Source organism: Streptomyces sp. NPDC051664, assembly GCF_044453545.1.
Lineage (GTDB): Bacteria > Actinomycetota > Actinomycetes > Streptomycetales > Streptomycetaceae > Streptomyces.
Map to the genome: position 1 here is coordinate 446,597 of NZ_JBITCU010000004.1, position 25,987 is coordinate 472,583.

The 25,987-nt window shown below is 70.7% G+C and carries 23 protein-coding genes; 17 read left to right on the top strand and 6 right to left on the bottom strand.

Translation table 11 applies throughout. The features are described 5' to 3' along the window. The first annotated feature begins 91 nt into the window (after positions 1-91). A complete protein-coding gene (gene dapD, locus ACIA8E_RS11085) occupies positions 92-1,078 on the top strand; it encodes a 2,3,4,5-tetrahydropyridine-2,6-dicarboxylate N-succinyltransferase (RefSeq protein ID WP_399296702.1) in 987 nt (328 codons plus the stop codon). On the opposite strand, the gene dapA is transcribed toward dapD, so the two are convergent. Further along, complete coding sequence (gene dapA / locus ACIA8E_RS11090) at positions 1,075-1,959, bottom strand: 4-hydroxy-tetrahydrodipicolinate synthase (RefSeq protein ID WP_399296704.1); 885 nt, start codon at positions 1,957-1,959, stop codon at positions 1,075-1,077. The genes dapD and dapA overlap by 4 nt on opposite strands. A 213-nt stretch (positions 1,960-2,172) precedes the next feature. On the opposite strand from dapA, the gene ACIA8E_RS11095 reads away from it, so the two are divergent. Beyond that, a complete protein-coding gene (locus tag ACIA8E_RS11095) occupies positions 2,173-2,802 on the top strand; it encodes a DUF4232 domain-containing protein (RefSeq protein WP_399296706.1) in 630 nt (209 codons plus the stop codon). A 15-nt stretch (positions 2,803-2,817) separates the two neighbouring features. Here the strand turns inward: ACIA8E_RS11095 and ACIA8E_RS11100 are convergent, their stop codons facing one another. Then, a complete protein-coding gene (locus ACIA8E_RS11100) occupies positions 2,818-3,261 on the bottom strand; it encodes a GNAT family N-acetyltransferase (protein WP_399296708.1) in 444 nt (147 codons plus the stop codon). Between the two features lie 423 nt (positions 3,262-3,684). On the opposite strand from ACIA8E_RS11100, the gene ACIA8E_RS11105 reads away from it, so the two are divergent. The 4 genes from ACIA8E_RS11105 to ACIA8E_RS11120 all read left to right on the top strand — a co-directional run bounded on the left by ACIA8E_RS11105 (position 3,685) and on the right by ACIA8E_RS11120 (position 9,162). Next, positions 3,685-5,142 carry a hypothetical protein gene (locus ACIA8E_RS11105; protein ID WP_399296710.1) on the top strand — a complete coding sequence of 486 codons (1,458 nt, stop codon included), beginning with the start codon at positions 3,685-3,687 and terminating at the stop codon, positions 5,140-5,142. 178 nt (positions 5,143-5,320) lie between these two features. Beyond that, the gene (locus ACIA8E_RS11110; RefSeq protein WP_399296712.1) at positions 5,321-6,784 is read left to right on the top strand and encodes an alkaline phosphatase PhoX; all 1,464 of its coding nucleotides are present in this window, start codon (positions 5,321-5,323) and stop codon (positions 6,782-6,784) included. A 488-nt stretch (positions 6,785-7,272) separates the two neighbouring features. Continuing rightward, a complete protein-coding gene (locus tag ACIA8E_RS11115; protein WP_399296714.1) occupies positions 7,273-8,853 on the top strand; it encodes a TROVE domain-containing protein in 1,581 nt (526 codons plus the stop codon). 78 nt (positions 8,854-8,931) lie between these two features. Then, positions 8,932-9,162, top strand: a complete 231-nt coding sequence (locus tag ACIA8E_RS11120) for a hypothetical protein (protein WP_014156926.1) — start codon at positions 8,932-8,934, stop codon at positions 9,160-9,162. A 120-nt stretch (positions 9,163-9,282) separates the two neighbouring features. Here ACIA8E_RS11120 and ACIA8E_RS11125 read toward each other — a convergent pair whose 3' ends face one another. The 3 genes from ACIA8E_RS11125 to ACIA8E_RS11135 all read right to left on the bottom strand — a co-directional run bounded on the left by ACIA8E_RS11125 (position 9,283) and on the right by ACIA8E_RS11135 (position 11,668). Beyond that, positions 9,283-10,497 carry a TerD family protein gene (locus ACIA8E_RS11125; protein ID WP_399296717.1) on the bottom strand — a complete coding sequence of 405 codons (1,215 nt, stop codon included), beginning with the start codon at positions 10,495-10,497 and terminating at the stop codon, positions 9,283-9,285. A 64-nt stretch (positions 10,498-10,561) separates the two neighbouring features. Further along, complete coding sequence (locus tag ACIA8E_RS11130) at positions 10,562-10,795, bottom strand: hypothetical protein (RefSeq protein ID WP_399296719.1); 234 nt, start codon at positions 10,793-10,795, stop codon at positions 10,562-10,564. Positions 10,796-10,858: 63 nt separating this feature from the next. Continuing rightward, entirely contained in the window at positions 10,859-11,668 is an 810-nt protein-coding gene (locus tag ACIA8E_RS11135; protein WP_399296721.1) for an NAD-dependent epimerase/dehydratase family protein, read from the bottom strand. 262 nt (positions 11,669-11,930) lie between these two features. On the opposite strand from ACIA8E_RS11135, the gene ACIA8E_RS11140 reads away from it, so the two are divergent. Both ACIA8E_RS11140 and ACIA8E_RS11145 read left to right on the top strand, forming a co-directional pair. Then, positions 11,931-12,908, top strand: a complete 978-nt coding sequence (locus tag ACIA8E_RS11140) for a 5-dehydro-4-deoxyglucarate dehydratase (protein WP_399296723.1) — start codon at positions 11,931-11,933, stop codon at positions 12,906-12,908. Beyond that, positions 12,905-14,086: a hypothetical protein gene (locus ACIA8E_RS11145; protein ID WP_399296725.1), complete on the top strand. Its 1,182-nt coding sequence runs from the start codon at positions 12,905-12,907 to the stop codon at positions 14,084-14,086. Before ACIA8E_RS11140 ends, ACIA8E_RS11145 begins: the two co-directional genes overlap by 4 nt. Here the strand turns inward: ACIA8E_RS11145 and ACIA8E_RS11150 are convergent. Then, the gene (locus tag ACIA8E_RS11150; protein WP_399296727.1) at positions 14,069-15,301 is read right to left on the bottom strand and encodes an MFS transporter; all 1,233 of its coding nucleotides are present in this window, start codon (positions 15,299-15,301) and stop codon (positions 14,069-14,071) included. The two genes, ACIA8E_RS11145 and ACIA8E_RS11150, sit on opposite strands and share 18 nt — an antisense overlap. 225 nt (positions 15,302-15,526) lie before the next feature. On the opposite strand from ACIA8E_RS11150, the gene ACIA8E_RS11155 reads away from it, so the two are divergent. The 9 genes from ACIA8E_RS11155 to ACIA8E_RS11195 all read left to right on the top strand — a co-directional run bounded on the left by ACIA8E_RS11155 (position 15,527) and on the right by ACIA8E_RS11195 (position 25,841). Continuing rightward, complete coding sequence (locus ACIA8E_RS11155; protein ID WP_030974630.1) at positions 15,527-16,186, top strand: GntR family transcriptional regulator; 660 nt, start codon at positions 15,527-15,529, stop codon at positions 16,184-16,186. 32 nt (positions 16,187-16,218) lie between these two features. After that, positions 16,219-17,121: a dihydrodipicolinate synthase family protein gene (locus ACIA8E_RS11160; protein WP_399296829.1), complete on the top strand. Its 903-nt coding sequence runs from the start codon at positions 16,219-16,221 to the stop codon at positions 17,119-17,121. Further along, positions 17,109-18,854 carry an L-arabinonate dehydratase gene (gene araD / locus ACIA8E_RS11165; RefSeq protein ID WP_399296729.1) on the top strand — a complete coding sequence of 582 codons (1,746 nt, stop codon included), beginning with the start codon at positions 17,109-17,111 and terminating at the stop codon, positions 18,852-18,854. The genes ACIA8E_RS11160 and araD overlap by 13 nt, the downstream gene beginning before the upstream one ends. A gap of 132 nt (positions 18,855-18,986) precedes the next feature. Next, a complete protein-coding gene (locus tag ACIA8E_RS11170) occupies positions 18,987-19,916 on the top strand; it encodes a carbohydrate ABC transporter permease (protein WP_399296731.1) in 930 nt (309 codons plus the stop codon). Beyond that, positions 19,913-20,821, top strand: a complete 909-nt coding sequence (locus ACIA8E_RS11175) for a carbohydrate ABC transporter permease (RefSeq protein WP_399296733.1) — start codon at positions 19,913-19,915, stop codon at positions 20,819-20,821. Before ACIA8E_RS11170 ends, ACIA8E_RS11175 begins: the two co-directional genes overlap by 4 nt. 109 nt (positions 20,822-20,930) lie before the next feature. Beyond that, positions 20,931-22,106, top strand: a complete 1,176-nt coding sequence (locus ACIA8E_RS11180; RefSeq protein WP_399296735.1) for a Gfo/Idh/MocA family protein — start codon at positions 20,931-20,933, stop codon at positions 22,104-22,106. After that, the gene (locus ACIA8E_RS11185; RefSeq protein WP_399296737.1) at positions 22,103-22,933 is read left to right on the top strand and encodes a PmoA family protein; all 831 of its coding nucleotides are present in this window, start codon (positions 22,103-22,105) and stop codon (positions 22,931-22,933) included. The genes ACIA8E_RS11180 and ACIA8E_RS11185 overlap by 4 nt, the downstream gene beginning before the upstream one ends. Further along, positions 22,930-24,510, top strand: a complete 1,581-nt coding sequence (locus tag ACIA8E_RS11190) for a family 43 glycosylhydrolase (protein WP_399296739.1) — start codon at positions 22,930-22,932, stop codon at positions 24,508-24,510. Before ACIA8E_RS11185 ends, ACIA8E_RS11190 begins: the two co-directional genes overlap by 4 nt. Next, on the top strand, positions 24,507-25,841 hold the full coding sequence (locus ACIA8E_RS11195) for an ABC transporter substrate-binding protein (RefSeq protein ID WP_399296741.1): 1,335 nt from the start codon (positions 24,507-24,509) through the stop codon (positions 25,839-25,841). The genes ACIA8E_RS11190 and ACIA8E_RS11195 overlap by 4 nt, the downstream gene beginning before the upstream one ends. Positions 25,842-25,987 lie beyond the last annotated feature (146 nt).

The window sequence follows — 25,987 nt, forward strand, 5'->3', positions numbered from 1 at the left end:
CCGGACCGTGCGAAGCCGGCGGGGGCTGAGCGGTGACCGTCCGGCGAGACCGGTTGGCTCCGGCGGGGCCTCGCCGGTTAGGTTTCGTGTCATGACCGACACGACTTCTCGCACCACCGGCGCCGTCGCCGCCGGCCTCGCCACCATCGCCGGCGACGGTTCCGTTCTCGACACCTGGTACCCCGCCCCCGCGCTCACCGCCGAGCCCGGCCCGGCCGGAACCGAGCGGCTCACCCCCGACCTCGCCGTGAACCTGCTCGGTGAGGGTGCGGCCAAGGCCATCGGCGTGGACGCCCGCCGCGGTGTCGAGATCGTCGCCGTCCGTACGGTCATCGCCTCGCTCGACGACAAGCCGCTCGATGCGCACGACGCGTACCTGCGCCTGCACCTCCTCTCGCACCGCCTCGTCCAGCCGCACGGCCAGAACCTGGATGGCGTCTTCGGCCTCCTCACCAACGTCGCCTGGACGTCGCTGGGTCCGGTCGCTGTCGACGACCTGGAGCACGTGCGGCTGAACGCCCGCGCCGACGGCCTGCACCTCCAGGTCGGCTCGGTCGACAAGTTCCCCCGGATGACGGACTACGTCGTACCGAAGGGCGTCCGGATCGCCGACGCCGACCGGGTCAGGCTCGGCGCGCACCTCGCCGCCGGTACGACCGTCATGCACGAGGGCTTCGTCAACTTCAACGCCGGCACGCTCGGTACGTCGATGGTCGAGGGCCGCATCTCCGCCGGCGTCGTCGTCGGCAACGGCTCCGACATCGGCGGCGGCGCCTCCACGATGGGCACCCTCTCAGGCGGCGGCAAGGAGCGCATCGTCATCGGCGAGCGCTGCCTGATCGGCGCCGAGGCCGGCGTCGGGATCGCGCTCGGCGACGAGTGCGTCGTCGAGGCCGGTCTGTACGTCACCGCCGGTACGCGCATCACGCTGCCGGACGGCCAGATCGTCAAGGCGCGCGAGCTCTCCGGCGCCTCGAACATCCTCTTCCGCCGCAACTCGGTCACCGGCGCCGTCGAGGCCCGCCCGAACAACGCGGTGTGGGACGGCCTGAACGACGTTCTGCACAGCCACAACTAGCGCGTAGCTGCGAGGAGTTCCTCGTACGCCCTCCGCAGCCCGTCGGTCGCCTCGCGCCCGGCGGGCTGCAGCGGTTCCCGGACCGGGCCCGCGTCGAGCAGCGCCTTGGCCGTCACGGTGCCGGGCAGACCCGATGCCATCATCAGCTCGGCCAGTGGCGCGGCCAGCCGGTTGAGCCGGGCGGCCTCCGCGGTGTCCCCGGCGTCGAACGCGTCGAGGACCGCCCGCAGCTGTCGGGGCGCCACATTGGCTACCGTGCTGACATAGCCCGCCGCGCCCACCGCGTACAGCGGCAGGTTGAGCTCCTCGCAGCCCGAGTAGTACGCGAGCGAGGTCGCGCCGATCACCTTCGTCGAGCCGAGCAGGTCGTACGCACAGTCCTTCACCGCCGCGATGCGCGGGTGCTCGGCCAGCCGCAGCAGGGTCGCCGGCTCGATCCGGGTGCCGGTGCGGCCGGGGATGTCGTACAGCATCAGCGGAATGCCGGTCGCGTCGGCGACGCGCCCGAAGTGCGCCTCGACGGCGGCCTGCGGGGGTCTGCTGTAGTACGGCGTCACGACCAACAGCCCGTCCGCGCCCGCCTGTTCGGCCTGTTGTGCCAGCTGAACGGTGTGCCGGGTGTCCGCACTGCCGACCCCCGCGACGAGCGGTACGCCGTCGCCGACGGCTTCCCGGACCGCGCGCAGCAGCGCGGTCTTCTCGGCGTCGGTGGTGGTCGGGGACTCGCCGGTGGTTCCGCTGAGCACCAGGCCGTCGCAGCCGTCGGCGACGAGGCCGGCGGCATGCTTCCCGGCCGTGTCCAGGTCCAGGTCGCCGTCGGCGGTGAACGGAGTGATCATGGCGCAGAGGGCGCGGCCGAAGGGGGCTACGGATGTTGTCATGTCCGAAGTGTCGGACGGTGGGACCGTAAAGGTCTACTTAGTTCTTCTTGGGGTGAAGAGGAAGGAACGCTGAACAATGGTCGTTGGGGCTCAGCCCACGCTCTGGCATGATCGAACGCCTATGCGGCAGGCCGATACGGGGGCGGGTGCATGAGCATGCGGGGAACGGCAAATACGGGGAACGGGACGCCAAGAGCGGTGGCGGCCGTGTGCATGGCCGGGGCGTTGGCCCTGTCGCTGTCGGGATGCGCCGGATTGTTCGTGCCGGCGGGCGAGGGGGAGCCGGCGCCGACGCCGAGCGTCTCGCAGACACCCGGCCGGGTGCACGCGGAGAAACTGCAGCCGGGTGACCTGTCCACCGCCCCGCCCGCCACCGGCGACGTGCCCAGCCCCGCCCCGCCGCCGAGCGCTGCCGCCCGGGCCGACTGCCCGTCCTCCGGCCTCGTCGTGGACATGGGCGAGGTGCAGGCGGCGCTGGGCCACCGGGCCGTGGGGCTCACCCTCACCAACTGCGGCAGGAAGTCGTACCGGGTCGACGGCTACCCGTCCGTCCGGGTCCTGGACGACGAGGGCGAACCGCTGCCGGTCAAGGTGAACCCGGGCTCCTCGTACATGGGAACCGACCCGGGTCCGAAAGAGATCATGCTGAAGCCGGGGAAGTCTCTGCACTCGTTGCTCGCCTGGGTCTCCACCGCGACCGGCGGCGACCTCATCGAGGGCGACGCGCTGGAGATCGCACCGGCCCCGGGGCTGGAGGCGCGCACGTTCCCGCTGAAGGGGAGCGACGTACGGCTGCTCGACGAGCTGAACATGACCGCCTGGCGCACCGTGTCGCCCCAGTAGCGCCGCCGGGGCGGCTCAGAGGGCGAGCCTGAATCCTTCGTGGCTGCGGTCGAAGCCCAGCGACTCGTAGAACCGGTGCGCGTCGGCACGCCGCTTGCTGCTGGTCAGCTGCACCAGCGCGCACCCCCGCAGCCGGGCCCGGGCGACGGCCTGCTTCATCAGCTCCCGCCCCAGCCCACCGCCACGCCGGTCGGCCCTGATCCGCACCGCCTCGATCAGCGCCCGCTCCTCGCCGCGCTTCCCGAGCCCCGGTATGTACGTGGTCTGCAGACAGCCCAGCACGGTGTCGCCGTCCACCAGCACGAGCATCTCGTTGCGCGGATCGCTCTCGATATCGGCGAAGGCTCTCTCGTACTCCTCGTCGACCACGACCGAGGCCGGGTCGACGACCCGGTTCTCGTCAGCGAGGAGCGCGAGCACGGCGGGCAGGTCGTCGCGGGTGGCGGTGCGAAGGATCACGCCCCGGAGTCTGGCACGTGCACCTGAGCGCTCAGCGGCCGGATACGGTCCGGCCGCGCGGCCGGCCGGCACGGGATCCCGTGAAGCCGGTGGTTGACCTCGTCTGCGGGCGGCCGAGTAGTCGGCCGGAACCGGGGCCACGGGCGCAAGCGCGGCGCCTGCGGACCGGCGGTGGTTCGGGCGGACGATGCGGGAGGCAGCACGGGCCCCCGGGAGTGCGGGAGGTGGATGAGGGGATGCCCGCACGCGTCGATCCCCTGCTGTGCACGGAAGTTGTCGAGGCCGGCCGAGTGACCGGCCGCCGTCCGTCGTAGGGGCCGAGTGGCACGGGCGGAATGCGTCTACGCTTGGTCGGCCTGGGACCACCGCCCCCTGCGGGTCGGTCCGAGCCCGTACCCCCGTACGTCCGAGGAGAACCACCTGATGTCCGCAGAGCGCCCCACCCTGCCACCGGTACGGCTGCACTCCGAGGCGGAGCTGGCACGGGACGCGCTCGCCGCGCCGCTGCTCGCCCGGGCCGTCCGGCTCGCCCGCTGGGCGGGACCCGGGACCCGGGTCGGCGCCGGCGGCGAGCTCGTCGAGGCGCAGCTGCCCGCCGCGGCCGAGCACCTCGGGCTGGCGGCGGACGAGGACGGGGCCGCGGAGGCCAGTGAGGCGTGGCGGCTCGCGGTCGACACCGGGCTCCTCGACGTCCACGACCCCGAGGGGGACGACGACGCAGAGGATGCCGAGGGGACCGTCAGCGCGGGCGAGAACCTGGGGCTGCTGACCGGTGGCTCCCCGCAGGACGTCCTCACGATCTGGCTCGACGGCCTGGAGGCCGTGCACGCCGACGCCACCGCACCCGTCTTCGACGACTTCGCCGATCTCGTCGGCGAGGACGGCTCGATCGACTTCGACTCCCTGGACTGGGACCCGGAGGCGGAAGCCGAGTTCCTCGACGGCGTGCTCGGCAACCTGTATCTGCTCACGGTCGGCGACGGCAGCGAGGGCGAGGCGCCCGTACCGCTGCCCGCGCTCGCCGCGTCGATGATCGTGCCCGACGAGATGGGCGAGCCCACCGACGACATCCTGGAACAGGTGTCGGAGGCAATGATGCGCCTCGACGACCAGTTCCGGCTTCTGGAACCGATCGGAATCGTCGCCTACCGGCCGGTGGACGAGACGCTGCTCGCCGAGGAGGGCGAGGAGGCCCAGCCGCCTGCCGACGACGAGGACGTCAGCCGGTACGGCATGGTGCGGCTGACCCCCCTCGGCCTGTACGGCATCCGGGCCCGGATGCTGGAGGCCGGTATCGATGCCCCGGCGATCGGCGATCTCGTGGACAAGGGCGCGGACACGCTCCTCGGCGGCATCGCGTACTACCCGGATGCGGCGGCGCGCAGCGAGGTCGAGCAGTGGCTCGCCCGCCGCGGCGCGGACGGGGCCGCGGGCGAACTGCTGGACGCGGCACGCGGCGTGGACCAGCAGGCCCCGCTGCGCAGGCTCCAGTGTCAGCAGGCGCTCGCCCTGGTCGGCGCGGAGGCGGAGCCCGCGGTCCGTGCGGTGCTCGACGACGCGGAGCTGGGCGGCCTCGCCCGGGTCTGGCTCGCCGAGCGCGGCGCGGCCGACGTGCCCCCGCCGCCGGAGGCGATGATCTTCTGGCTCGCCATCGACACGATCGCCGCCCAGCTGGAGGCGGAAGGCGATCTGGACGAGCTCCAGGGGCTGGTCGAGGGGCTCTCCGGCCAGCACAGCGGGTTCTTCGACGAGGCGTGGCGGGTGGCGCACCCGGCGACGGCGGACGTCCTGGAGGCGATGGGGCGGCTGCACAGCGACAAGAAGCAGGCGAAGGAAGCGCGGAAGGCGGCGTTCAAGGCGCGATCGCGTTCGGGCGGCTGAGCGGGGCGGCCGGCGCCGGGCGTCCAGTCGGGCAGCCGGGCGGAGGGCGGCGGTAGGGGCTCTGTGAAGGTTCACAGAAAGGATGTCGCTCGAAGACGCCCTCAGTTCAACTGGTGTTGGTGCAGGGGCGGGAGCGTGAGCCCACAAACACCCGTCCCAGCAGCTCCAGGAGTTCGTGATGCCCTTCACGCGCAGGGAATTCACCAAGCAGTCCGCCCTCACCGGCGCGGGCATCGCCCTGACCGGTACCGTCGCCGCCCTGGCTACCGCCCCTGGTGCCCTCGCCGCCCAGGAGTCCGGCCACGACGACCACCACGGTCATGACCACGGACACGGTCACAGCCACGAACCCGGCTACGGGCCGCTGGTCTCCGACCCGAAGGGCGTACTCGCGCTGCCCGCCGGATTCTCGTACCGCATCGTCACCCACAGCGGTGTCACCAAGCTGGAATCCGGCGAGTACACCCCCTCCAACCACGACGGCACGGCCGCCTTCGAGGGCCCGCGCGGCGTCACCCTGCTCGTCAACAACCACGAGCTGAGCGGCACCCGGGCCGGCTGGGAGCACCCCGTCCCGCTCGCCGAGGGCCTCGTCTACGACCCGATCGCCGCCGGTGGCTGCACCGTCGTCGAGACCCGCCGCGACGGCCGCACCGCCGAGTGGGTCGGCATCGCCGGCACGTCCACCAACTGTGCCGGTGGCGCCACCCCGTGGGGCACCTGGCTCACCTGCGAGGAGACCGAGGACAAGGCCGGCAAGAACGGTCTGCTCAAGGACCACGGCTACGTCTTCGAGGTCGACCCGTACGACGAGCGCGCCAACCGCGACCCGCGCCCGATCAAGGCGTTCGGCCGGTACGCCCACGAGGCTGTCGTCATCGACCCCAAGCTCGGTCACGCCTACCTGACCGAGGACGCGGCCGGCCCCAACGGGCTGCTCTACCGCTGGGTTCCGCCGCACGGCTTCAAGCACGGCCGCGGCGAGCTGCGCACGCTCGCCGACGACGCCGGTGTCCTCCAGGCCACCAAGTGCTTCGACAAGAGCGGCAAGTTCGTCGACGACCTGTCCCGCGCCACGAAGATCGGCACGGTGTACGGCGTGGACTGGGTCGACGTCGTCGACCGCGACGCCAAGACCGTCTCCGTGCGCAAGCAGTTCGGCGACCAGGACGTCACCCGCGCCCGCAAGCTCGAAGGCATGTGGTGGGGTGACGGCGGCGTCTACATCGTCTCCTCGTTCGCCCGCGAGGAGAGCCCCGTCCAGCACGACGGCCAGGTCTGGTTCTACGACCCGAAGCGCCGCACGCTGACGCTGAAGGTGCTCCTGGGCGTGAACGCCGACCCGTCGAAGGACGGCGCCTTCGACGGCCCGGACAACATCACCGTCTCGCCGTACGGCGGTCTGGTCATCGCCGAGGACGGCGAGGGCGTCCAGCACCTCTTCGGGGCGACGGAGAGCGGCCGCACGTACCCGATCGCGCGCAACGACCTGAACGCGGGCACGGCCGAGGAGCCGGAGTACAGCGAGTTCACCGGCGTCACCTTCTCGCCCGACGGGAAGACGCTGTTCGCCAACATCCAGACGCCAGGCATCATGCTCGCCATCACCGGCCCGTGGAAGCGCCAGCCGAACCGGCACTGACACACCGTCCGGACGCCCCGAAAAACCCGTCGCGCGTCCGGAGGCCGGTCTTCTAAGGTCCTGTCTGTGCCCAGGTGCGCAGGCAGGACCTACTTCCACTCTTAATGGGGATGTCGCGGGTTCGAGTCCCGCCATCGGCTTTCGAGCCGGTGTAGCTCAGGGGGTAGAGCACCTTCGTCGGTTCCGCCGACTGTGATCTCTGGGCACGTACAGCTTCAAGAAATTGCACGCACCTCCCGGTGCGCAGGCCACGGCTACTTCTTCGAAACAAGTTCCGCCGTCGCCGACCTTGATCTCGGGAGGCACAGCATCGGGTGCCCGGTGCGCAGGTGACGGATACTTCTCGGATCTGACGGTTGCGGGTTCAAGTCCCGCCCGGCCACGGCCGGTAGCTCAATGGGCAGAGCATCAGGCAAGCCCGTCGCCGACTCCTGATCTCGGGCACCCATGCGCTGTGTCTTCCCCCAATGAATTCGGGGGAATTCACCATGGCACGCTTCAACACCCGTACCACCAAGGCGAATACGACGTCGCCCGTGAAGTCGACCGGGCGCACCGCGCCCACCCGTCAGGGTGGTCGCGGACATCTCCGGGACAACCGTTCCGAACTTTTTCTGCTTGCCGTCGCCAATTTCGTCTCGCAGCAGACCTTTTACGAGAATGCCGAGCAGCGCGACAGCCGCTTCGCCACTCTGGTACGCATCCTTGCGGTGGGCGACCCCGACTGGACCGCCGGACTGCTGGGATGGCTGCGCCGCGACGGCGGGATGCGGACCGCGGCGATCGTCGGCGCCGCCGAGTACGTGAAGGCCCGGCTCGACGCGGGGGCCGAGGACGGGCCGTCCAACCGACAGGTCGTCGACTCCGTCCTGCTGCGCGCCGACGAGCCCGGTGAGCTGCTGGGGTACTGGACCTCGCAGTACGGCCGTACCGTGCCCAAGCCTGTGAAGCGCGGGATCGCCGACGCCGTACGCCGCCTCTACAACGGCAAGTCGCTGCTGAAGTACGACACCGCGTCCAAGGGCTACCGCTTCGGCGACATCCTGAACCTGGTGCACGCCGCGCCCGACCCGGAGAAGGCGTGGCAGGGCGAGCTGTTCCGCTATGCCCTCGACCGCCGGCACCACCCGGACGCGGCTGTTCCGCCCGCCTCGAACCGCACCCTCACCGCCCACCGGGCGCTGATGGAGCTGCCGGTCGAGGAGCGGCGGGCCGTGATCACCGCACCCGACGGGTCGGACCGGCTGGCCGCAGCGGGCATGACCTGGGAGGCCCTCGCCGGCTGGCTGCAGGGTCCGATGGACGCCGCGGCATGGGAGGCGGTCATTGCGTCGATGGGGGCGATGGCGCTCGTCCGCAATCTGCGGAACTTCGACGAGGCGGGCGTCTCGGACGAGGTCGCCGCGCAGGTGGCGGCGAAGATCTCCGACCCGGCCGTGGTCGCCGCATCGCGGCAGTTCCCGTTCCGCTACCTCGCGGCGTACCGGCACGCGCCGTCGCTGCGCTGGGCGTACCCGCTGGAGCAGGCGCTCGGCCACTCCCTCGCGAACGTTCCGGCGCTGCGGGGGCGGACGCTGATCCTGGTCGACCGCTCGGGCTCGATGTGGTCGCCGCTCTCGGACCGGTCGCAGCTGAACCGGGCCGACGCCGCCGCGATCTTCGGTGCGGCGCTCGCGCTGCGGGCCACCGATGCCGATCTGGTGGAATTCGGTACGAACAGCGCACCGGTGACCTTTCGCAGGGGCGAGTCCGTGCTGAAGATCCTGGACCGGTTCGGTGATCTCGGTGGCACCGACACCGCGGAGGCGGTCCGCCGGCACTACCGCGGCCATGACCGGGTACTGATCGTCACGGACGAGCAGGCGTCGTTCACGTACCGCGGTGATGCCACCGAGGCCGTCCCGGCGAGTGTGCCCGTGTACACCTGGAATCTGGCCGGATACCGGGTCGGGCACGCCCCCTCCGGAAGCGAGAACCGCCACACCTTCGGGGGTCTTTCGGACGCCGCATTCCGCATGGTGCCCCTGCTGGAGGCGGGGCGGGACGCCGACTGGCCCTGGAATCGCTGATTACGAATCCGGCATCAGTGGGCCCCCAGGAGCGGTCGGGCATGGCGTCGGGCGTCCCGGAGGCGCATACTCAACGTAATGAAACAGTCAGCCGGATCCCGGCGTCACCTGCCTTCCAGTCCCTTCAACCGCCCGGCCCAGGCGGCCCCACCGGTCGAATGCTTCGATGTGGGCGACAGGGTGTCGCATGACCAGTTCGGACTCGGTCGAGTCCTCGCTGTCGAGGGCGACAACGACGCAGTGCTCATCGACTTCTCGGGGCGACAGGGGAGGATCCTGAGCCCGTACTCCAAGCTGACCAAGCTCTGAGAGGGACGACGAGCGTACGAAGCGTCCGTCCCGCACCCCCCTTCCGGGGCACCTGCAGATCCCGCAGGTGCCCCGGAAGCCATTTCAGGAGCGAGCTCCAGGCGTGTGCGCAGCGACCTTCTACAGCGCCTGGGCGGCGGGTTTGACCATGCCGCGGACCGTGCGCGACTTGACGAAGTCACCCATCGCCGTCATCTCCCACTCGCCGGAGAACTGCTTGATCAGCTTCGCCATCATCACGCCGGTCTGCGGCTCGGCGCCGGTCAGGTCGAAGCGGACCAGCTCCTCGCCGGACGTCGCGTCGATCAGCCGGCAGTAGGCCTTGGCGACCTCGGTGAACTTCTGGCCGGTGAACGAGTTGACCGTGAAGACCAGCCCCGTCGCCTCCGGGGGGATCCGGCCCAGGTCCACGACGATCACCTCGTCGTCCCCCGCGCCCTCGCCCGTGAGGTTGTCGCCGGAGTGCTTGATCGCGCCGTTCAGGATGGAGAGCTTGCCGAAGTAGCAGCTGTCCAGGTGGTTGCGATTGGGGCCGTAGGCGATCACCGAGGCGTCGAGGTCGATGTCCTTGCCGCGGAACGCGGGTTCCCAGCCCAGCCCCATCTTGACCTGGGAGAGCAGCGGGCGGCCGCCCTTGACCAGGGACACCGTCTGGTTCTTCTGGAGGTTGACCCGGCCCTTGTCGAGGTTGATCTTGCCGGTGCCGGCGGGCGCCGGAGCGGCGACGGGCGGGGCTGGCGGGGCGGCCGGGGCCGGGGGAGCGGCGATCCGCGGGTCCGCGGGGGCGGCGGCGGGCATCGGGGGTGCGACCGGGGCGGGCGGCGCGGCGGGCTCCTCCTCGACCGAGACGCCGAAGTCCGTGGCGATGCCCGCCAGCCCGTTGGCATAGCCCTGGCCGACCGCTCGGGCCTTCCAGGCGCCATTGCGCAGATAGACCTCGATGACCACGAGCGCCGTTTCGGCACCGAGACCGGGCGGGGTGAAGGTGGCGAGCACGCTGCCGTCGTCCGCGTTGCGCACGGTGGCGGTGGGTTCGATGCCCTGGAATGTCTGGCCAGCCGCGTCGGGGCTCGCCGTGACGACGATCTTCTCGATGCCGGGCGGCACCGCGGCGGTGTCCACCACGATCGCGTCCGGCGCCGTGCCGCCGCCGGAACGGTGGGTCACACCGGGCCCGGTGGGCTGGTTGTAGAAGATGAAGTCGTCGTCGGAGCGCACCTTGCCGTCGGCGGTGAGCAGCAGGCCCGAGACGTCGAGCCGCACCGGGGCGGCGACGTCCACCGCCACGCGGGCGGCGGAGAGAGGGATGTTCGAGCCGGGGGTCATAGCGGTCATGTCCGGGGTAACGAACGACCCGGCTTTGCCGTTCCCTTACCTTCGCGGGCTTGCTCCGTACGGATCAGCGCCCGCCGCGTGCCCGGTTGCGGGGGTGGTCGCGGGCGGTGCGCTCGTTGCCGTGCTTGTAGGCGCCCGTCCAGCGCGCCATGACGAGCTGGGCATCGCCGGACACCACTTCGGCCAGGAACTTCTCCGCCCGGCTGCCCCGTAGGGTGCCTGCCGGGCGGCCGTGATGGGTGATCGTCACGCTCGCGTCGCCATGTTGCTCGTACTGGAATCCGGAAGGCCTCGGCATGGCCGTATGGTGCCCGCTCGCCCCGGATGCCGTCGCATGAATTTCCTGGTTACGGGACAGCCCCTAGTACGGCCAGATCGGCGGGTGGGTGACGAAGTGGCCGCCGAGGTGGGCGTGGTCCGGGTTGTGCGGGTCGAGTTCGCCCTGTTCCGCGACGAGCTTCTCCGCGTACTGCTCGGAGTCGTCCTGCGGCTCGTACCCGAGCGACCGGGCCGTGGTCAGGTCCCACCATAGGCGGGTGTTGTCGGAGGAGCCGTAGACCACCGTGTGCCCGACCTCGTCGGCGGTGAGCGCCGCGTGGAAGAGCCGGGCGCCGTCACCGGGGCTCATCCAGACCGACAGCATCCGTACGGACGTCGGTTCCATGAAGCAGGAGCCGATGCGCACGGAGACGGTCTCCAGGGCGTGCTTGTCCCAGTAGAGCTGGGCGAGATCCTCGCCGAACGACTTGGAGAGGCCGTAGAAGGTGTCGGGGCGGCGCGGTGTGGCGATCGGGATCAGCGGGTCGCCGGGGAGCGGGCGCGGCGTGTAGCCGATGGCGTGGTTGGAGGAGGCGAACACGATGCGCCGGACGCCCTCCTCGCGCGCGGCCTCGTACAGGTTGTACGTCCCCTCGACGTTGGCTCGCAGGATCTTGTCGAAGGAGGCTTCCAGTGAGATGCCCGCGAGGTGGATGATCGCGTCGACGCCGCGCACGGCCTCACGCAGCGCCTCCTTGTCGCCGAGGTCGGCCGTGATCGCGTCCGGCTCGCCTTCGATGGGGGTGACGTCGAAGAGGCGGAGTTCGTAGCCGTACGCGGGCAGCAGGCCGCGCATCAGGCTGCCGAGGCCGCCGGCGGCGCCGGTGAGCAGGACGGTGCGGGGAGCGGGCATTCGCTGATCTCCTCGGTACATACGCGCGACACATCAAATCCATGGACGACATTCACATGCATGGACAAACTAAGAAGTGAGGGCGCGGCGCGTCAAGTGGTACGCGCCTCCTGTGCGGGGGTGTCGACTCCGCTCCGACTCCGCCTCTGTGTCGCGAGCTCCCGTCTTGACCTGCCCCGCGTGGCTGCCTTAACTTGGTGCCGTTCATGAATATGGACGCCGATCAGAATTGTGCACGCCTGAATCCGCTCAGGGAGCGCCCGTGACCTCAGCCCCCCTTGCCGCCCGACTCACCCATGTCGCCGGGCCGCTCTTCTTCCCCGTCACCGCCTACGGGCCGGACGGCGCTGTCGATCTCGATGCCTTCCGCGCGCATGTGCGCGCCGGCATCGATGCCGGCGCGGCCGCCGTCTTCGCCTGCTGCGGCACGGGCGAGTTCCACGCGCTGACGCCGGAGGAGTTCCGTCTCGTCGTCGCCGCGGCGGTCGAGGAGACCGCCGGGGAGGTGCCCGTCGTCGCGGGCGCCGGGTACGGCACGGCCCTGGCGATCCAGTACGCGAAGCTCGCCGAGGAAGCGGGCGCGGACGGGCTCCTCGCCATGCCGCCGTACCTGGTCTTCGCCGACCAGGAAGGGCTGCTCGCCCACTACACGGCGCTGGCCGCGGCCACCTCTCTGGAGACGATCGTCTACCAGCGTGACAACGCAGTCTTCACCCCGGAGACCGTCGTCGCCCTGGCCCGGACGCCCGGGGTCATCGGCCTCAAGGACGGCTACGGCGACCTCGACCTGATGCAGCGCATCGTCAGCGCCGTCCGTACCGAGCTGCCCGGCCAGGACTTCCTGTACTTCAACGGGCTGCCCACCGCCGAGCTCACCGGGCTCGCCTACCGTGGCATCGGCGTCACGCTCTACTCCTCCGCCGTGTTCGCCTTCGCGCCGGACATCGCCCTCGCCTTCCACCGGGCCCTGGACTCCGGTGACGACGAGTTCGCCAACGCACTGCTCGACCACTTCTACCGGCCGCTCGTCGAGCTGCGCGCCAAGGGCCGCGGCTACGCCGTCTCGCTGGTCAAGGCCGCCGTCCGGCTGGAGGGCCACGCGGTCGGCGAGGTCCGCACCCCGCTCACCGAGCCGCCCGCCGCGCACATCGAGGAGCTGGCCGGGATCATCGAGCGCGGCCGCGCCGTGCTGGAGAAGTACGGACAGGCCAGGACCGCGCCCGAGGAGCCCGCAGCATGAAGGCCTCCGCCTTCCTGTACCCGTGGGACATCGTCGGGGACCCGGACGCCGCCGCCCGTGTCGCGGACCTCGGCGTCGGGCAGGTGACGCTCGCCGCCGCCTACCACTCGACCCGGGCGCTGACCCCGCGTCACCCCGGCAGCCGGATCGTCACCGCCGAACACGCCGCGGTGCTGTACCCGGCGGACGCCGGGCGGTGGGCGGGGCGCGAACTGCGCCCGTACGCGCAGTCCTGGGTGGCCTCGGACGATCCGTACGCCGAGGCCGCGCAGGCGCTGACGGATGCCGGTCTGGAGGTGCACAGCTGGGTGGTGCTCGCGCACAACTCCCGGCTGGGCGCCGAGCATCCGGACACCTCGGTGGTCAACGCGTACGGCGACCGCTACCCGTGGGCGCCCTGCATCGCGCAGCCCGCGGTCCGCGCGTACCTGACGGAGCTGGCGGGCGAGGCGGCGGTGCGCGGCGGCACGCGCGGCACCGAGCTGGAGTCCTGCGGCTGGTACGGCTTCGCGCATCTGCACGCCCACGACAAGATCGCGGGCGTCGGCCTCGGGGACGCGGCGCAGTACCTGATGTCGCTCTGCTTCTGCCCCGACTGCTGGACCGGATACGGCGAACACGGCGTGGAAGCGGATGAGTTGAGCCGGGCCGTGTGCGCGGCCCTGGAACCGGTCTGGGCAGGGTCCGGTTCCTCGGAGGCCGGCTGGTCCGGCGTCGAGAAACTCCTCGGCGCCGATCTCGCCGCCGCCACCCTGGAGTTCCGCGGCCAGGTCGCCCGCACGCTCCAGGAGTCCGCGGTCGCCGCTGTGCGGGCGGCGGCCGCGGAGGACTTCCAGGTGCTGCTGCACGCCGACCCCGCCCCGTACCGCTCCGGTGCGAACGTGGGCGTCGACCCGCAGCACATCCTCTCCGTGGCCGACGGGGTGGTGCTGCCCTGCACCGGCGGTGACGCGGCGCGCGAGACGGTCCTCGGACCGTTCGCCGGCCGGTCCGACCGGGTGGTCGCCGCCAACTTCACCGTGGTCGGTGGCATGGGTGGCAGCCCCGCCACGCTGGAGCGCGACGTCGCGCACGCGGCCTCGCTCGGCGCGAACCAACTGCGCCTGTACCACGCCGGGCTGGCTTCCGACCCGGACCTGAGGACCGTCGCCGAAGCGCTGTCACGCCTCGGTCGATGACGGAACCGGATCGGTGGGGGCGGCCGCCGGCCGCCCCCACCGATCCGTGATCAGCAGGGCCGCGGTCAGTAGCCCCGCCGCACCGATCAACGGCAGCAGCACCCGGATGTCCAGCACCGCGATCAGCCCCGCGCCGAGCGCCAGCGCCACCGCGTTCGGCACCATCATCAGCGAGTTGGCGGTCGCCGTCGTACGGCCCAGCACGGCATCCGGTGTCTCCCGCTGCACCGCGGTCATCGCGGCGATCAGCACACACGGCAGACCCGCCCCGATCGCGGCGCTCGTGACCAGAGCCACCGCGTCGTACGGCAGCGCCCGCACCCCCACCGCCGCCGCGAACAGCGCGATCCCGGCCGCGGTGAACACTCGCTCCGGCAGCCGCCGCAGCAACGGACCGGCCAGCAGCCCGATCGCGATGGACCCGGCGCCCTGCGCCGCGTACAGCACACCCGCGTACGTGGGGGAGTGCCCGAGCCCGTCGTCCACGAGGGCGTAGACCGCCGCCCCGCTGAGCCCGGCACAGAGCATCGTCGCCGAACCCGCCAGCACCAGCGGCCGCAGCACCGGCGAGTGCCACACCTGCCGGATCCCCGCGGCCAGTTCGCCCCGCCGGTCCGTGCGGACCGGCCGGGCCGGTTCGCTCACCCGCAACAGCGCGCAGACCCCCGCCGCCAGGGCGAACGACGCCGCGTCGAGCAGCGCCACCGCGCCGCCCCCGAACCGGGCGTACAAGCCGGCGCCGGTCAGCGGCGCGAGGAGCTTCATGCCTTCGGCCGCGATCATCCGGAGTCCGTTGAAGTCGCCGAGCAGCCGGACGTCGACGGTGTGCGCGACGAGCGACGTCTCGGCCGCGTCCATCACGACACCGCTCACCCCGTAGAGCACGAGGACGACGAAGAGGATCCAGATCCGCTCCGCCGAATCGACCGTGAGCAGCACGGTGAGCAGCCCCGCCATGGTGAGGTTCGCCCGGATCAGCAGCGGTTTGCGGCGTACCCGGTCGACGAGCGTGCCGAGCGCGGGCCCGATCAGCGAGGGAAGCCACATGGCGAACACGGCAAGCGCCGCCAGGCTGTCCGACCCGGTCAGGGACTTGACCCAGATCCCCGCCGTGAGCCACATCGCGGACGTTCCGAACCCTGTGACGACGACCGCCGCCAGATACAGCCCGGCGTTGCGATCCCGCAGCACCCTGCCCGCCGCCGACCCTGCCATTGCGCCCCCGAACCCCGGTGACCCGCACGTGTGTTGTGGGACTCATGCTGGCGACTGAGGACGTATCCGGACATCGGGCAGATGCCTTACATCGAGTTGCCGGAAGTTCTTTCGTCAGAAGCGTTGACGAAACATTTGCACCGGCTCTAGCTTCAACGCGTCGTACTTCGTACGTCATATATGAGACGCGATACGCCATACGCGAGATGCGAGAGCCCTTCACTCATGACCTTTGCGCCCACCCCGATTCCGTCCCGCACCCAGTACGTGCTGGAGGCGATCAAGCACGCGATCCTCACGGCGCAGCTGAGACCGGGGCAGGCCCTTGTCGAGACCGAACTCGCCGCACAGTTCGGGGTCTCCAAGACCCCGGTGCGCGAGGCGCTCAAGACCCTTGCCGGTACCGGACTCGTCGTGATGAGCCAGTACAAGGGTGTCACCGTGCGGCTGGTCGACGCGGCGATGGCCCGTGAGGTGTACGACGTACGGCTGCTCCTCGAGCCGGAGGCGCTGCGCCGCTCCATCACCCGCAGGGCCTCGCTCGACGCGGCCCAGGAAGCCCTGGAGCGGGCCGACTCGGCCGGTGACAAGGCCGACCGGTCGCTCGCCAACCGGGACTTCCACCGGGCGCTGTACCTGCCCTGCGGCAACCCGCTGCTGGCCCGGATGCTCGACGAGGTCCGCGACCAGGCCGCACTCGTGTCGACGGTCGCCTGGGCGACCATCCCGTCCTGGGAGCGGGAGGCGGCCGAGCACCGGGAGATCCTGCGGCTCGCGCTCGCCGACGACGCGGACGCCGCGGCCGGCGCCCTGCACGACCACATCGCGTCGTTCGTCCGCCGCGCCTTCCCCGAGGGAGCACAGACCGAGGAGGGCGGGGCATGAACCACCAGCACACCGACGAAAGGCCTGTCCGCATGGACCTCACACCGCTGAAGGCGGCCCTCGCAGATGTCGTCGCGATCCCGGTGACCCCGTTCGCCGCGGACGGGACCATCGACACGGCGGCTCACCGCGGACTGCTGCGGCGGCTCCTCGACGGCGGCGTACGCATCCTCACCCCGAACGGCAACACCGGGGAGTTCTACGCGCTCACCCCCGAGGAGCGGCGCACCGTCACCGAACTGACCATCGACGAGGTGGGCGGACGCGCCACGGTCCTGGTCGGGGTCGGGCACGACGTGCCGACCGCCGTGGCCGCCGCCGAGCACGCACGCGACGCCGGCGCCGAGATGGTGATGGTCCATCAGCCCGTGCACCCGTACGTCTCGCAGGACGGCTGGGTCGACTACCACCGGGCGATCGCGGAAGCCGTCCCCGGGCTCGGCCTCGTGCCGTACATCCGCAACCCGCAGCTCGACGGGGAGCGTCTCGCCGCGCTCGCCGACAGCTGCCCCAATGTCATCGGCGTGAAGTACGCCGTCCCGGACGCCGCGCGGTTCGCGGCCTTCGCCCGGGACGCGGGCCTGGACCGGTTCGTCTGGATCGCCGGTCTCGCCGAGCTGTACGCCCCCGCCTACTTCTCCGCCGGGGCCACCGGCTTCACCTCCGGACTCGTCAACGTCGCGCCCGGGGTCTCGCTGGCCATGCTGGAGGCACTGCGGGCCGGCGACCACCCGTCGGCGATGAAGGTCTGGGAGCAGATCCGCCGCTTCGAGGAGCTGCGCGCCGACCGCCAGTCCGCCAACAACGTGACGGTCGTCAAGGAGGCCCTCGCCTCGCTCGGCCTCTGCCGCCGCGACGTCCGCCCGCCCAGCCGGGTGCTGCCCGAGGAGCGGCGTGCCGAGGTCGCCGACGAGGTCGCCGGATGGTCGATATGACGCGCGAGGACGGAATGATCGGCTCCGAGGAGCTGCGCAGTCACCAGTGGTACGGGACGGACGGGCTGCGGTCGTTCAGTCACCGGGCGCGCACCCGCCAGCTCGGCTACCTCCCCGAGGAGCACCTCGGCAAGCCGGTCATCGCGATCCTCAACACCTGGTCCGACATCAACCCCTGCCACGTCCATCTGCGTGACCGTGCGCAGGCGGTCAAGCGGGGCGTCTGGCAGGCGGGCGGCTTCCCGCTCGAATTCCCGGTCTCCACCCTCTCGGAGACGTTCCAGAAGCCGACCCCGATGCTCTACCGCAACATGCTGGCGATGGAGACGGAGGAGCTGCTGCGCTCCTACCCGGTCGACGGCGCCGTGCTGCTGGGCGGCTGCGACAAGTCGACACCCGCGCTGCTGATGGGCGCCGCATCGGTCGACCTGCCGACCGTGTTCGTGCCGGCCGGACCGATGCTGCCGGGGCACTGGCGCAACGAAGTCCTCGGCTCCGGCACCGACATGTGGAAGTACTGGGACGACAAGCGGGCCGGGCTGATCGGTGACTGCGAGATGGGTGAGCTGGAGAACGGGCTCGCGCGCTCGCCCGGCCACTGCATGACGATGGGAACGGCGTCGACCCTGACGGCCGCCGCCGAGGCACTCGGTGTCACGGTGCCGGGAGCCTCGTCGATCCCGGCCGTGGACTCCGGGCACGACCGGATGGCGGCGCAGTCCGGACTCCGGATCGTCGAGCTGGTGTGGCAGCAGCGGAAGCTGTCGTCGATCCTCACGGCGGAGGCGTACGAGGACGCGGTCGCCACCGTTCTGGCGCTCGGCGGCTCCACCAACGCCGTCATCCATCTGATCGCGATGGCGGGCCGCTCGGGAGTGAAGCTCACCCTCGACGACTTCGACCGGATCGCCCGCACCGTCCCCGTGCTCGCCAATCTCCGCCCTGGCGGGAAGTACCTGATGGAGGACTTCCACTTCGCCGGCGGGCTGCCCGGGTTCCTGGCGGGGCTGACCGACGTACTGCACCTGGACCGGCCGACCGTCTCGTACGACACACTCCGCGAGCAGCTCGACGGGGCGCTCGTGCACAACTCCGATGTCATACGCGACCGCGACAACCCCCTCGCGGAGGAGGGCGGCGTGGCGGTCCTGCGCGGCAACCTCTGCCCGGACGGTGCGGTGATCAAGCACATCGCCGCCGAACCGGAACTGCTGCGGCACACCGGGCCCGCGGTCGTCTTCGAGAACTACCGGGAGATGCAGGGCAGCATCAACGATCCGGCCCTGGCCCTCACGCCGGACCATGTGCTGGTGCTCCGCAACGCCGGGCCCAAGGGCGGTCCCGGGATGCCCGAGTACGGGATGCTGCCGATCCCCGACTATCTGCTCAAGCAGGGTGTCCGGGACATGGTGCGGCTCTCCGACGCCCGGATGAGCGGCACCAGTTACGGGGCGTGCGTGCTGCACATCGCGCCCGAGTCGTACGTCGGCGGGCCGCTCGCCCTCGTCCGCACCGGTGACCTGATCACCCTGGACGTCGAGGCGCGACTGCTTCATCTCGATGTGCCGGACGAGGAGTTGGCGAGGCGCCGGGCCGCGTGGACGCCGCCGCCCACCCGGTACGAGCGTGGTTACGGCGCGCTGTACCACGACCAGATCACCCAGGCCGATCAGGGCTGCGACTTCGCCTTCCTGGCCCGGCAGGGCGAGGTGCCCGACCCGTACGCGGGCTGATCGCCCACCGAGAATTCCGGCGCACCGCCCGTTCGGCAGACCGAACGGCATGCGGAAAGCGCTTGCGCAATACACGCACCTCCAGCACTCGCACCACCGATACCCGCACTTCCCAAAGAACGGAGACGTGTCATGGCCCAAGCCGCCGCTGTGGCCACACCGCCCAAGGTGCCCCGGCGCCGCTCCGCGAACCCGCGTCGGCTGCCGTATCTGCTGGTCGCCCCCGCGGGTCTGCTGATGCTGGGCTTCATCGCCTACCCGATGATCAGCGTCTTCTACTACAGCCTGCAGAACTACAACGTCACCAAGCCGTGGCGGAACGGCTTCGCCGGCTTCGACAACTTCACCCGGATCTTCACCGAGGACGATCAGTTCTGGCCGACGCTCGGCTTCAGCGCCCAGTGGGTCGTCACCCAGGTCGCGCTCCAGCTGGCCCTCGGCCTCGCGCTGGCCCTGATCGTCAATCAGACCTTCATCGGACGGGGCATCTCCCGCGCCATGGTCTTCTCGCCGTGGGCCGTCTCCGGCGTACTCACCAGCACCATCTGGATCCTGCTCTACAACTCGTCGACCGGCTTCAGCCGCTACCTCGCGGACGCCGGGATCGGCGACTACGGCACCTCCGTGCTCTCCGACACCGGCACCGTCTTCTGGGCCGCGACCGTCGCCGAACTCTGGCGCGGGGTCCCCTTCTTCGCCATCCTCATCCTCGCCGACCTGCAGTCCGTCTCCAAGGAGCTGTACGAGGCGGCAGCGGTCGACGGCGCCGGGCGGCTGCGCCAGTTCTTCCACATCACGCTGCCTCACCTGCGGGACGCGATCATCCTCTCCACGCTGCTGCGCGGCGTCTGGGAGTTCAACAACGTCGACCTGCTCTACACCCTCACCGGCGGCGGACCGGCCGGCGAGACGACCACCCTGCCGCTCTATGTCGCCAACACCGGCATCGAGGGCCACGACTTCGGCTACGCCTCCGCACTCACCACCGTCGCCTTCGTGATCCTCCTCTTCTGCTCGATCGTCTACCTGCGCCTGAGCAAGTTCGGAGGCGACCACAAGTGACTGCCGCACTCGCCGAGAAGCACACCGGAACCGTGCTGGAGCCCGTACGCAACACCGAACCGCCCGCCGAGCACCGCCGCGGGCGTGAGCGCGCCTTCGACGACGTACCGCGCTGGCAGATCTACGTACCACTCGGCATCTATCTGCTCTTCACTCTCGTCCCGTTCTACTGGATGTTCCTCTTCGCCGTACGGCCCACCGGATCCACCTCGCTCCTGCCGTGGCCGATGACGGGGGAGCACTTCTCCAAGGTCTGGACCGAGCGGAGCTTCGCCGTCTTCTTCCAGAACAGCATGATCGTCGGCGTCTGCACCCTGGTCGCCACGACGCTCGTCGCCCTGTCCGGCGGCTACGCCCTCGCCCGGTTCGACTTCCGGATCAAGAACGGCTTCATGCTCGCGCTGCTCTGCTCGCAGTTCATCCCCGGCGCGCTGATGCTCGTACCGCTCTTCGAGATCTTCAAGAACCTGCAGATGATCAACTCCCTCGGGAGCGTCGTCATCGCCGAGACGGTGTTCCAGCTGCCGCTCTCCATCATCCTGATCAGCGGCTTCATCAAGAACGTGCCGGTCAGTCTGGAAGAGGCCGCCTGGGTGGACGGCTGTTCGCGCCTCCGGGCCTTCTGCGCGGTGGTGCTGCCGCTGCTGCGCCCCGGACTGATCGCCGTCGGCTCCTTCGCCTTCGTGCACAGCTGGAACCACTTCCTGTTCGCCCTGATGTTCCTCAGCGAGCAGGACAAGCAGACGATCCCGGTCGGCCTGAACACCCTCATCGGCGCGGACAGCGTCGACCTGGGGGCGCTCGCCGCGGGCGGTGTGATCGCAGCGATCCCCGTGGTGATCGTCTTCGCCTTCATCCAGAAGTGGCTGATCACCGGCTTCAGCGCCGGTGCCGTGAAGGGCTGACAGCCGCCCCGTGACGCGCTGTCCCCACCCACCCGCACGCCGCCCGGTCGAGGAGGACTCCACGATGACCGCAACCCCACCCACACGCCGGACGCATACGGAGGGCCGGATGAGCACGGTCCGGACGCCCGTCCCGGTCGTCCTCGCCGGCGCACGCGGCCACGGACGCTGGCATCTCGCCAACATCCGCCGCCTCCAGGACCAGGGCCTCGTCCGCCTTGCCGGCATCTGCGAGCTGACTCCGCTGACCGAGACCGAGCTCGCCCCATTCGTCGGTGAACTCCCGGCCCAGTCAGCCGATTTCGGGGAACTCCTCGAATCCACCGGAGCTCGCGTCGCCGTCGTCTGCACCCCGATCCAGACCCACACCGAACTGGCCCTGACCGCCGCCGCGCGCTCCGTCCACCTCCTGCTGGAGAAGCCGCCCGCCGCGACATTCGCCGACTTCGAGCGGATGGTCACCGGCGTGCGGGCGGCCGGCATCGCCTGCCAGGTCGGCTTCCAGTCCTTCGGCTCGCACGCCGTGCCGGCCATCCGCGCACTCGTGGACTCCGGTGCCATCGGCGCCGTGCACGGCATCGGCGCCGCGGGTGCCTGGGTCCGCGACGACGCCTACTACCACCGGGCGCCCTGGGCCGGGCGGCGCAGGATCGGCACGGCCGACGTCGTCGACGGCGTCCTCACCAACCCCCTCGCCCACGCCGTCGCCACCGCACTCGAACTCGCCGGCAGCGGGACGGCCGACGACGTGGCGTCCATCGAGACCGAGCTGTTCCGCGCCCATGACATCGAGGCCGACGACACCTCCTGCGTACGCATCACCACCACGCGCGGGCTGCCCGTCACCGCCGCCGTCACCCTGTGCGCCGAACAGGCCGGCGAGCCCTACGTCATCGTCCACGGCGATCGCGGCCGGATCACCTTCTGGTACAAGCAGGACCGGGTCCTGATCCAGCGCGCCGGACACGGCCCCGAGGAGGCCGTGCACGGGCGGACCGACCTCCTCGAGAACCTCGTCGACCACCTCGCGGGCCGCGCCGCACTTCTCGTACCGCCCCAGCGCACCGGCGCGTTCATGCGGGTCGTCGAAGCCGTACGGACGTCCCCGGAGCCCGTCGCCCTGCCCTCCGACGCCTGGCACACCGAATCCGCGACAGCCTCCACCGGGGCGCGCCGGGTGGTCCGCGGCATCGACGCCCTGGTCGCGGCGGGCGCCGACACCCTCACACTCTTCTCCGAACTCGGCGTCCCCTGGGCGCTTCCCACCGAGGTGAGTTCATCGTGACCGCATCATCCGCACTCCTGAGCTGCGCCGGGCGCCCCGTCGGCCGCTACACCTACCTGCCCGCCACCGAGGGCCGTCCCTACTTCCACCCGGTCACCACCCTCGCGGGCGTCCCGGTCACCGAGGAGCGCCCGGCCGACCACCTCCACCACCTGGGCACCTCGATCGCCGTCCCGGATGTCGCCGGGCACAACTTCTGGGGCGGACGCACCTTCGTACGTGGCCAGGGCCCCACCGCACTCGACAACCACGGGATCCAGCGCCACCTCGGCTGGAAACTCTGCGACTCCGACGGCTTCGTCGAGGAGCTCAGCTGGGTGGCGGACGACACCGAACTGTTGCGCGAGCACCGCACCGTCGCGGTCGCCGCACTCTCCGCCACCGCCTGGGCGCTGGACTTCTCCTTCTCGCTCACCAACCGCGGCACCGACGACCTCTCCATCGGCAGCCCCGCCACCAACGGCCGTCCCGGCGCCGGATACGGCGGCTTCTTCTGGCGCGCCCCGAAGGAACCCGTCGCGCCTGCCGTGTTCAGTGGAATCGGCGACGGCGAGGATGCGGTCCACGGGCGGGTCGCCGACTGGGTGGCCATGGCGGGCGACGGCTGGACCCTCGTCTTCGCCGGCGCGACCGACGAGACCCGGCGCGACCCGTGGTTCGTCCGGACCACCCAGTACCCGGGCGTCGGCTCCTCCCTCGCCGCCGCCGAGCGGCTGCAGGTCCCGGCCGGTGCCACCGTCGTACGCCGCGTGATCACCGTCATCGCCGACGGCCGGCTCGACCGGCAGAAGGCGGCCGCGTACGTCCGCCGGGCGGTGACCGCGTGAGCCGTCCCTGGACCGCCGACCTCGGCGACGGAACCTACCGCAACCCGGTCCTGAACGCTGACTGGTCCGACCCCGACGTCATCCGGGTCGGCGACGACTACTACCTCACCGCGTCCAGCTTCGGCCGGGTCCCCGGACTGCCGCTGCTGCACTCCCGCGACCTGGTCAACTGGTCACTCGTCGGTCATGCCCTCGACCGCCTCGAACCCGCCGCCGACTTCGCCGTACCGCGCCACGACTGCGGGGTGTGGGCGCCGTCCATGCGGCACCACGCCGGCCGGTTCTGGATCTTCTGGGGCGATCCCGACCACGGCATCCAGCAGATCAACGCCGAGTCGGTGCGCGGCCCGTGGAGCACCCCACATCTTGTCAAGGCGGGAAAGGGACTGATCGACCCCTGCCCGCTGTGGGACGAGGAGACCGGCGAGGCCTACCTCGTGCACGCCTGGGCGAAGTCCCGCTCCGGCATCAAGAACCGGATCACCGGCCACCGGATGAGCCCCGACGGACGCGAACTCCTCGACGAGGGCAAGACCCTGATCGACGCCGATCTGATCCCCGGCTGGTTCACCCTCGAAGGCCCCAAGCTCTACCGGCACGACGGCGAATTCTGGATCTTCGCCCCGGCCGGCGGGGTGACCACCGGCTGGCAGGGGGCGTTCCGGTCTCGCGAGTTCTTCGGACCGTACGAGGAACGGGTCGTCCTCGCCCAGGGACGCACCGACGTCAACGGACCGCACCAGGGCGGCTGGGTCCGAACCGCGGCAGGTGAGGACTGGTTCCTGCACTTCCAGGAGCGCGGGGCGTACGGACGGGTGGTCCACCTCCAGCCGATGAGCTGGGGAGCAGACGGCTGGCCGGTCCTCGGCGACCACGGCGAACCCGTCCGCGTACACGCCAAGCCGGTCGCCCCCGAGCAGCCCGTCGAAGCCCCGGCGACCAGCGACGAGTTCCCGGGCGGGCGGTACGGCAGGCAGTGGCAGTGGATGGCGAACCACCGGCCCGGCTGGACCGTCGAGCACGCCGGGGACGGGCTGCGGCTCAGCTGCATACGGACCGCGTACGCGCACGACCTGCGGGCCCTGCCCAACGTGCTGGTCCAGCGGCTGCCCGCCGAGACGTTCACCGTCGAGGTCGAGGTCGCCCTCGGCAGCGACGAGACCGGGGCCAAGGCGGGGCTGGCCGTGCTCGGCGACGCCTTCAACTGGATCGGCCTCGAACGCGCCGAGGACGGCGGGATCCACCTCGTGCACCGGTACGCCGAGACGGTCGCCGAGCACGAACGGGACGCCGAACACAGCCGCCCGGCTCCCGACGGACGGGCCCGGCTCCGGATCGAGGTCACCGCGGGCGCCCGCTGCCGTTTCTTCGCCGACACCGGCGACGGGACGGGTTCAGGGGCCTCGGGGCAGCCGTTCGCCGCGACTCCCTGGCGTTGGGTCGGCGCACTGCTCGGCCTCTTCGCCACCGCACCGGCCGGGAAGGGACCGGCCGGGACGGCCGGCTTCACCGGTTTCCGCATCACCGACCGAACCGCACCAGAACCGACAGAACCCAGAGAGAAGAGCCGACCATGAACATCTCGAAGACACAGCGGAGACGTGTCGCGGCAGCGATGTCCCTCGCGACGGTGCTCGCCCTCGCCGCCACCGCCTGCGGTGACGACGGCAGCAGCAGCGGGAACGAAGGCAGCGGGAAGGGCGAAATCACCTTCTGGGACAACAACGGCGGTCCGCGCACCGCCGTCTGGACCGAGATCATCAAGGACTTCGAGAAGAAGTACCCGGACATCAAGGTCAAGTACGTCCCGATTCCGATCGCCGATGTCCAGTCCAAGTACGACACCGCGATCGCGGGCGGCGGCCTGCCCGACGTCGGCGGGGTCGGCACCGCGTACCTCGCCAACATGGTGTCGCAGGAGGCGTTGGAGCCGCTCACCGGCCGGATCAAGGACTCCTCGCTGAACGGCAAGCTCGTCGAGGGCATGGTCGAGAGCGTCAAGTCAGCGGGCGGCCGCGGCGACGACATGTACTCCGTGCCCACCTCCGCGAACAACGGCGCGCTCTGGTACCGCACGGACCTGTTCAAGGCCGCCGGTCTGGAGGCGCCCACCACCTGGGCGAACTTCTACGCGGCCGCCGACAAGCTCACGGACACCAAGAAGAACAAGTTCGGCTACACCATCCGCGGTGGCGCGGGCTCCATCGCGCAGGCCATGGACGCGGCGTACGGACAGTCCGGCATCACGGACTTCTGGAACGGCGACAAGACGACGCTCAACGATCCGAAGAACGTTGCCGCGCTGGAGAAGTACGTCGCCCTCTACAAGAAGACGACGCCCGCCGCCGACGTCAACAACGACTTCACCAAGATGGTCGCCCAGTGGGACACCGGCACCATCGGAATGCTCAGCCACAACCTCGGTTCCTACCAGGACCACCTGAAGGCGTTGGGCAAGGACAAGTTCGCCGGCGTCCCGAACCCGATCGGTGACAGCGGCACCCGCGTCCAGGTGTCCAACCCGGTCGACGGACTCGGCCTGTTCCGGTCCAGCAAGAACAAGACGGCGGCCTGGAAGTTCATCGAGTTCGCCGCCTCCCACGCCTCGAACAGCAAGTGGAACGAGTCGGCCGGCGCCATCCCGGCCAACACCGAGGCCGCAAAGGACCCGTGGATCAGCGCTGCCGCGCCGACCGAGCTCGCTGCGAAGGCCCTCACGGACGGCTCCACCAAGATCGTGCAGCTGCCGTACTACCTGCCCGACTGGAACAACATCAGCAAGGCCGACAACGAGCCGGAGTTCCAGAAGCTGCTGCTCGGCAAGACCACGGCCAAGGCCTTCCTCGACAAGATCGCCGATGAGCTGAACAAGGCGCAGAAGGAGTGGAAGGAGCTCGGCAACGGCTGATCGTCACAGCCGACGCCCCGGTGACCGGGGGCCGGCGGCGGTCCGGGTCGCGCCCCGCCGCCGGTCCCTCTCTCCCACCCGCTCCCTCTCCGCACATCTTCCTGTACCTCCTCGCGCGTCCGCTCGCACCTCTGCCACGCGCTCTC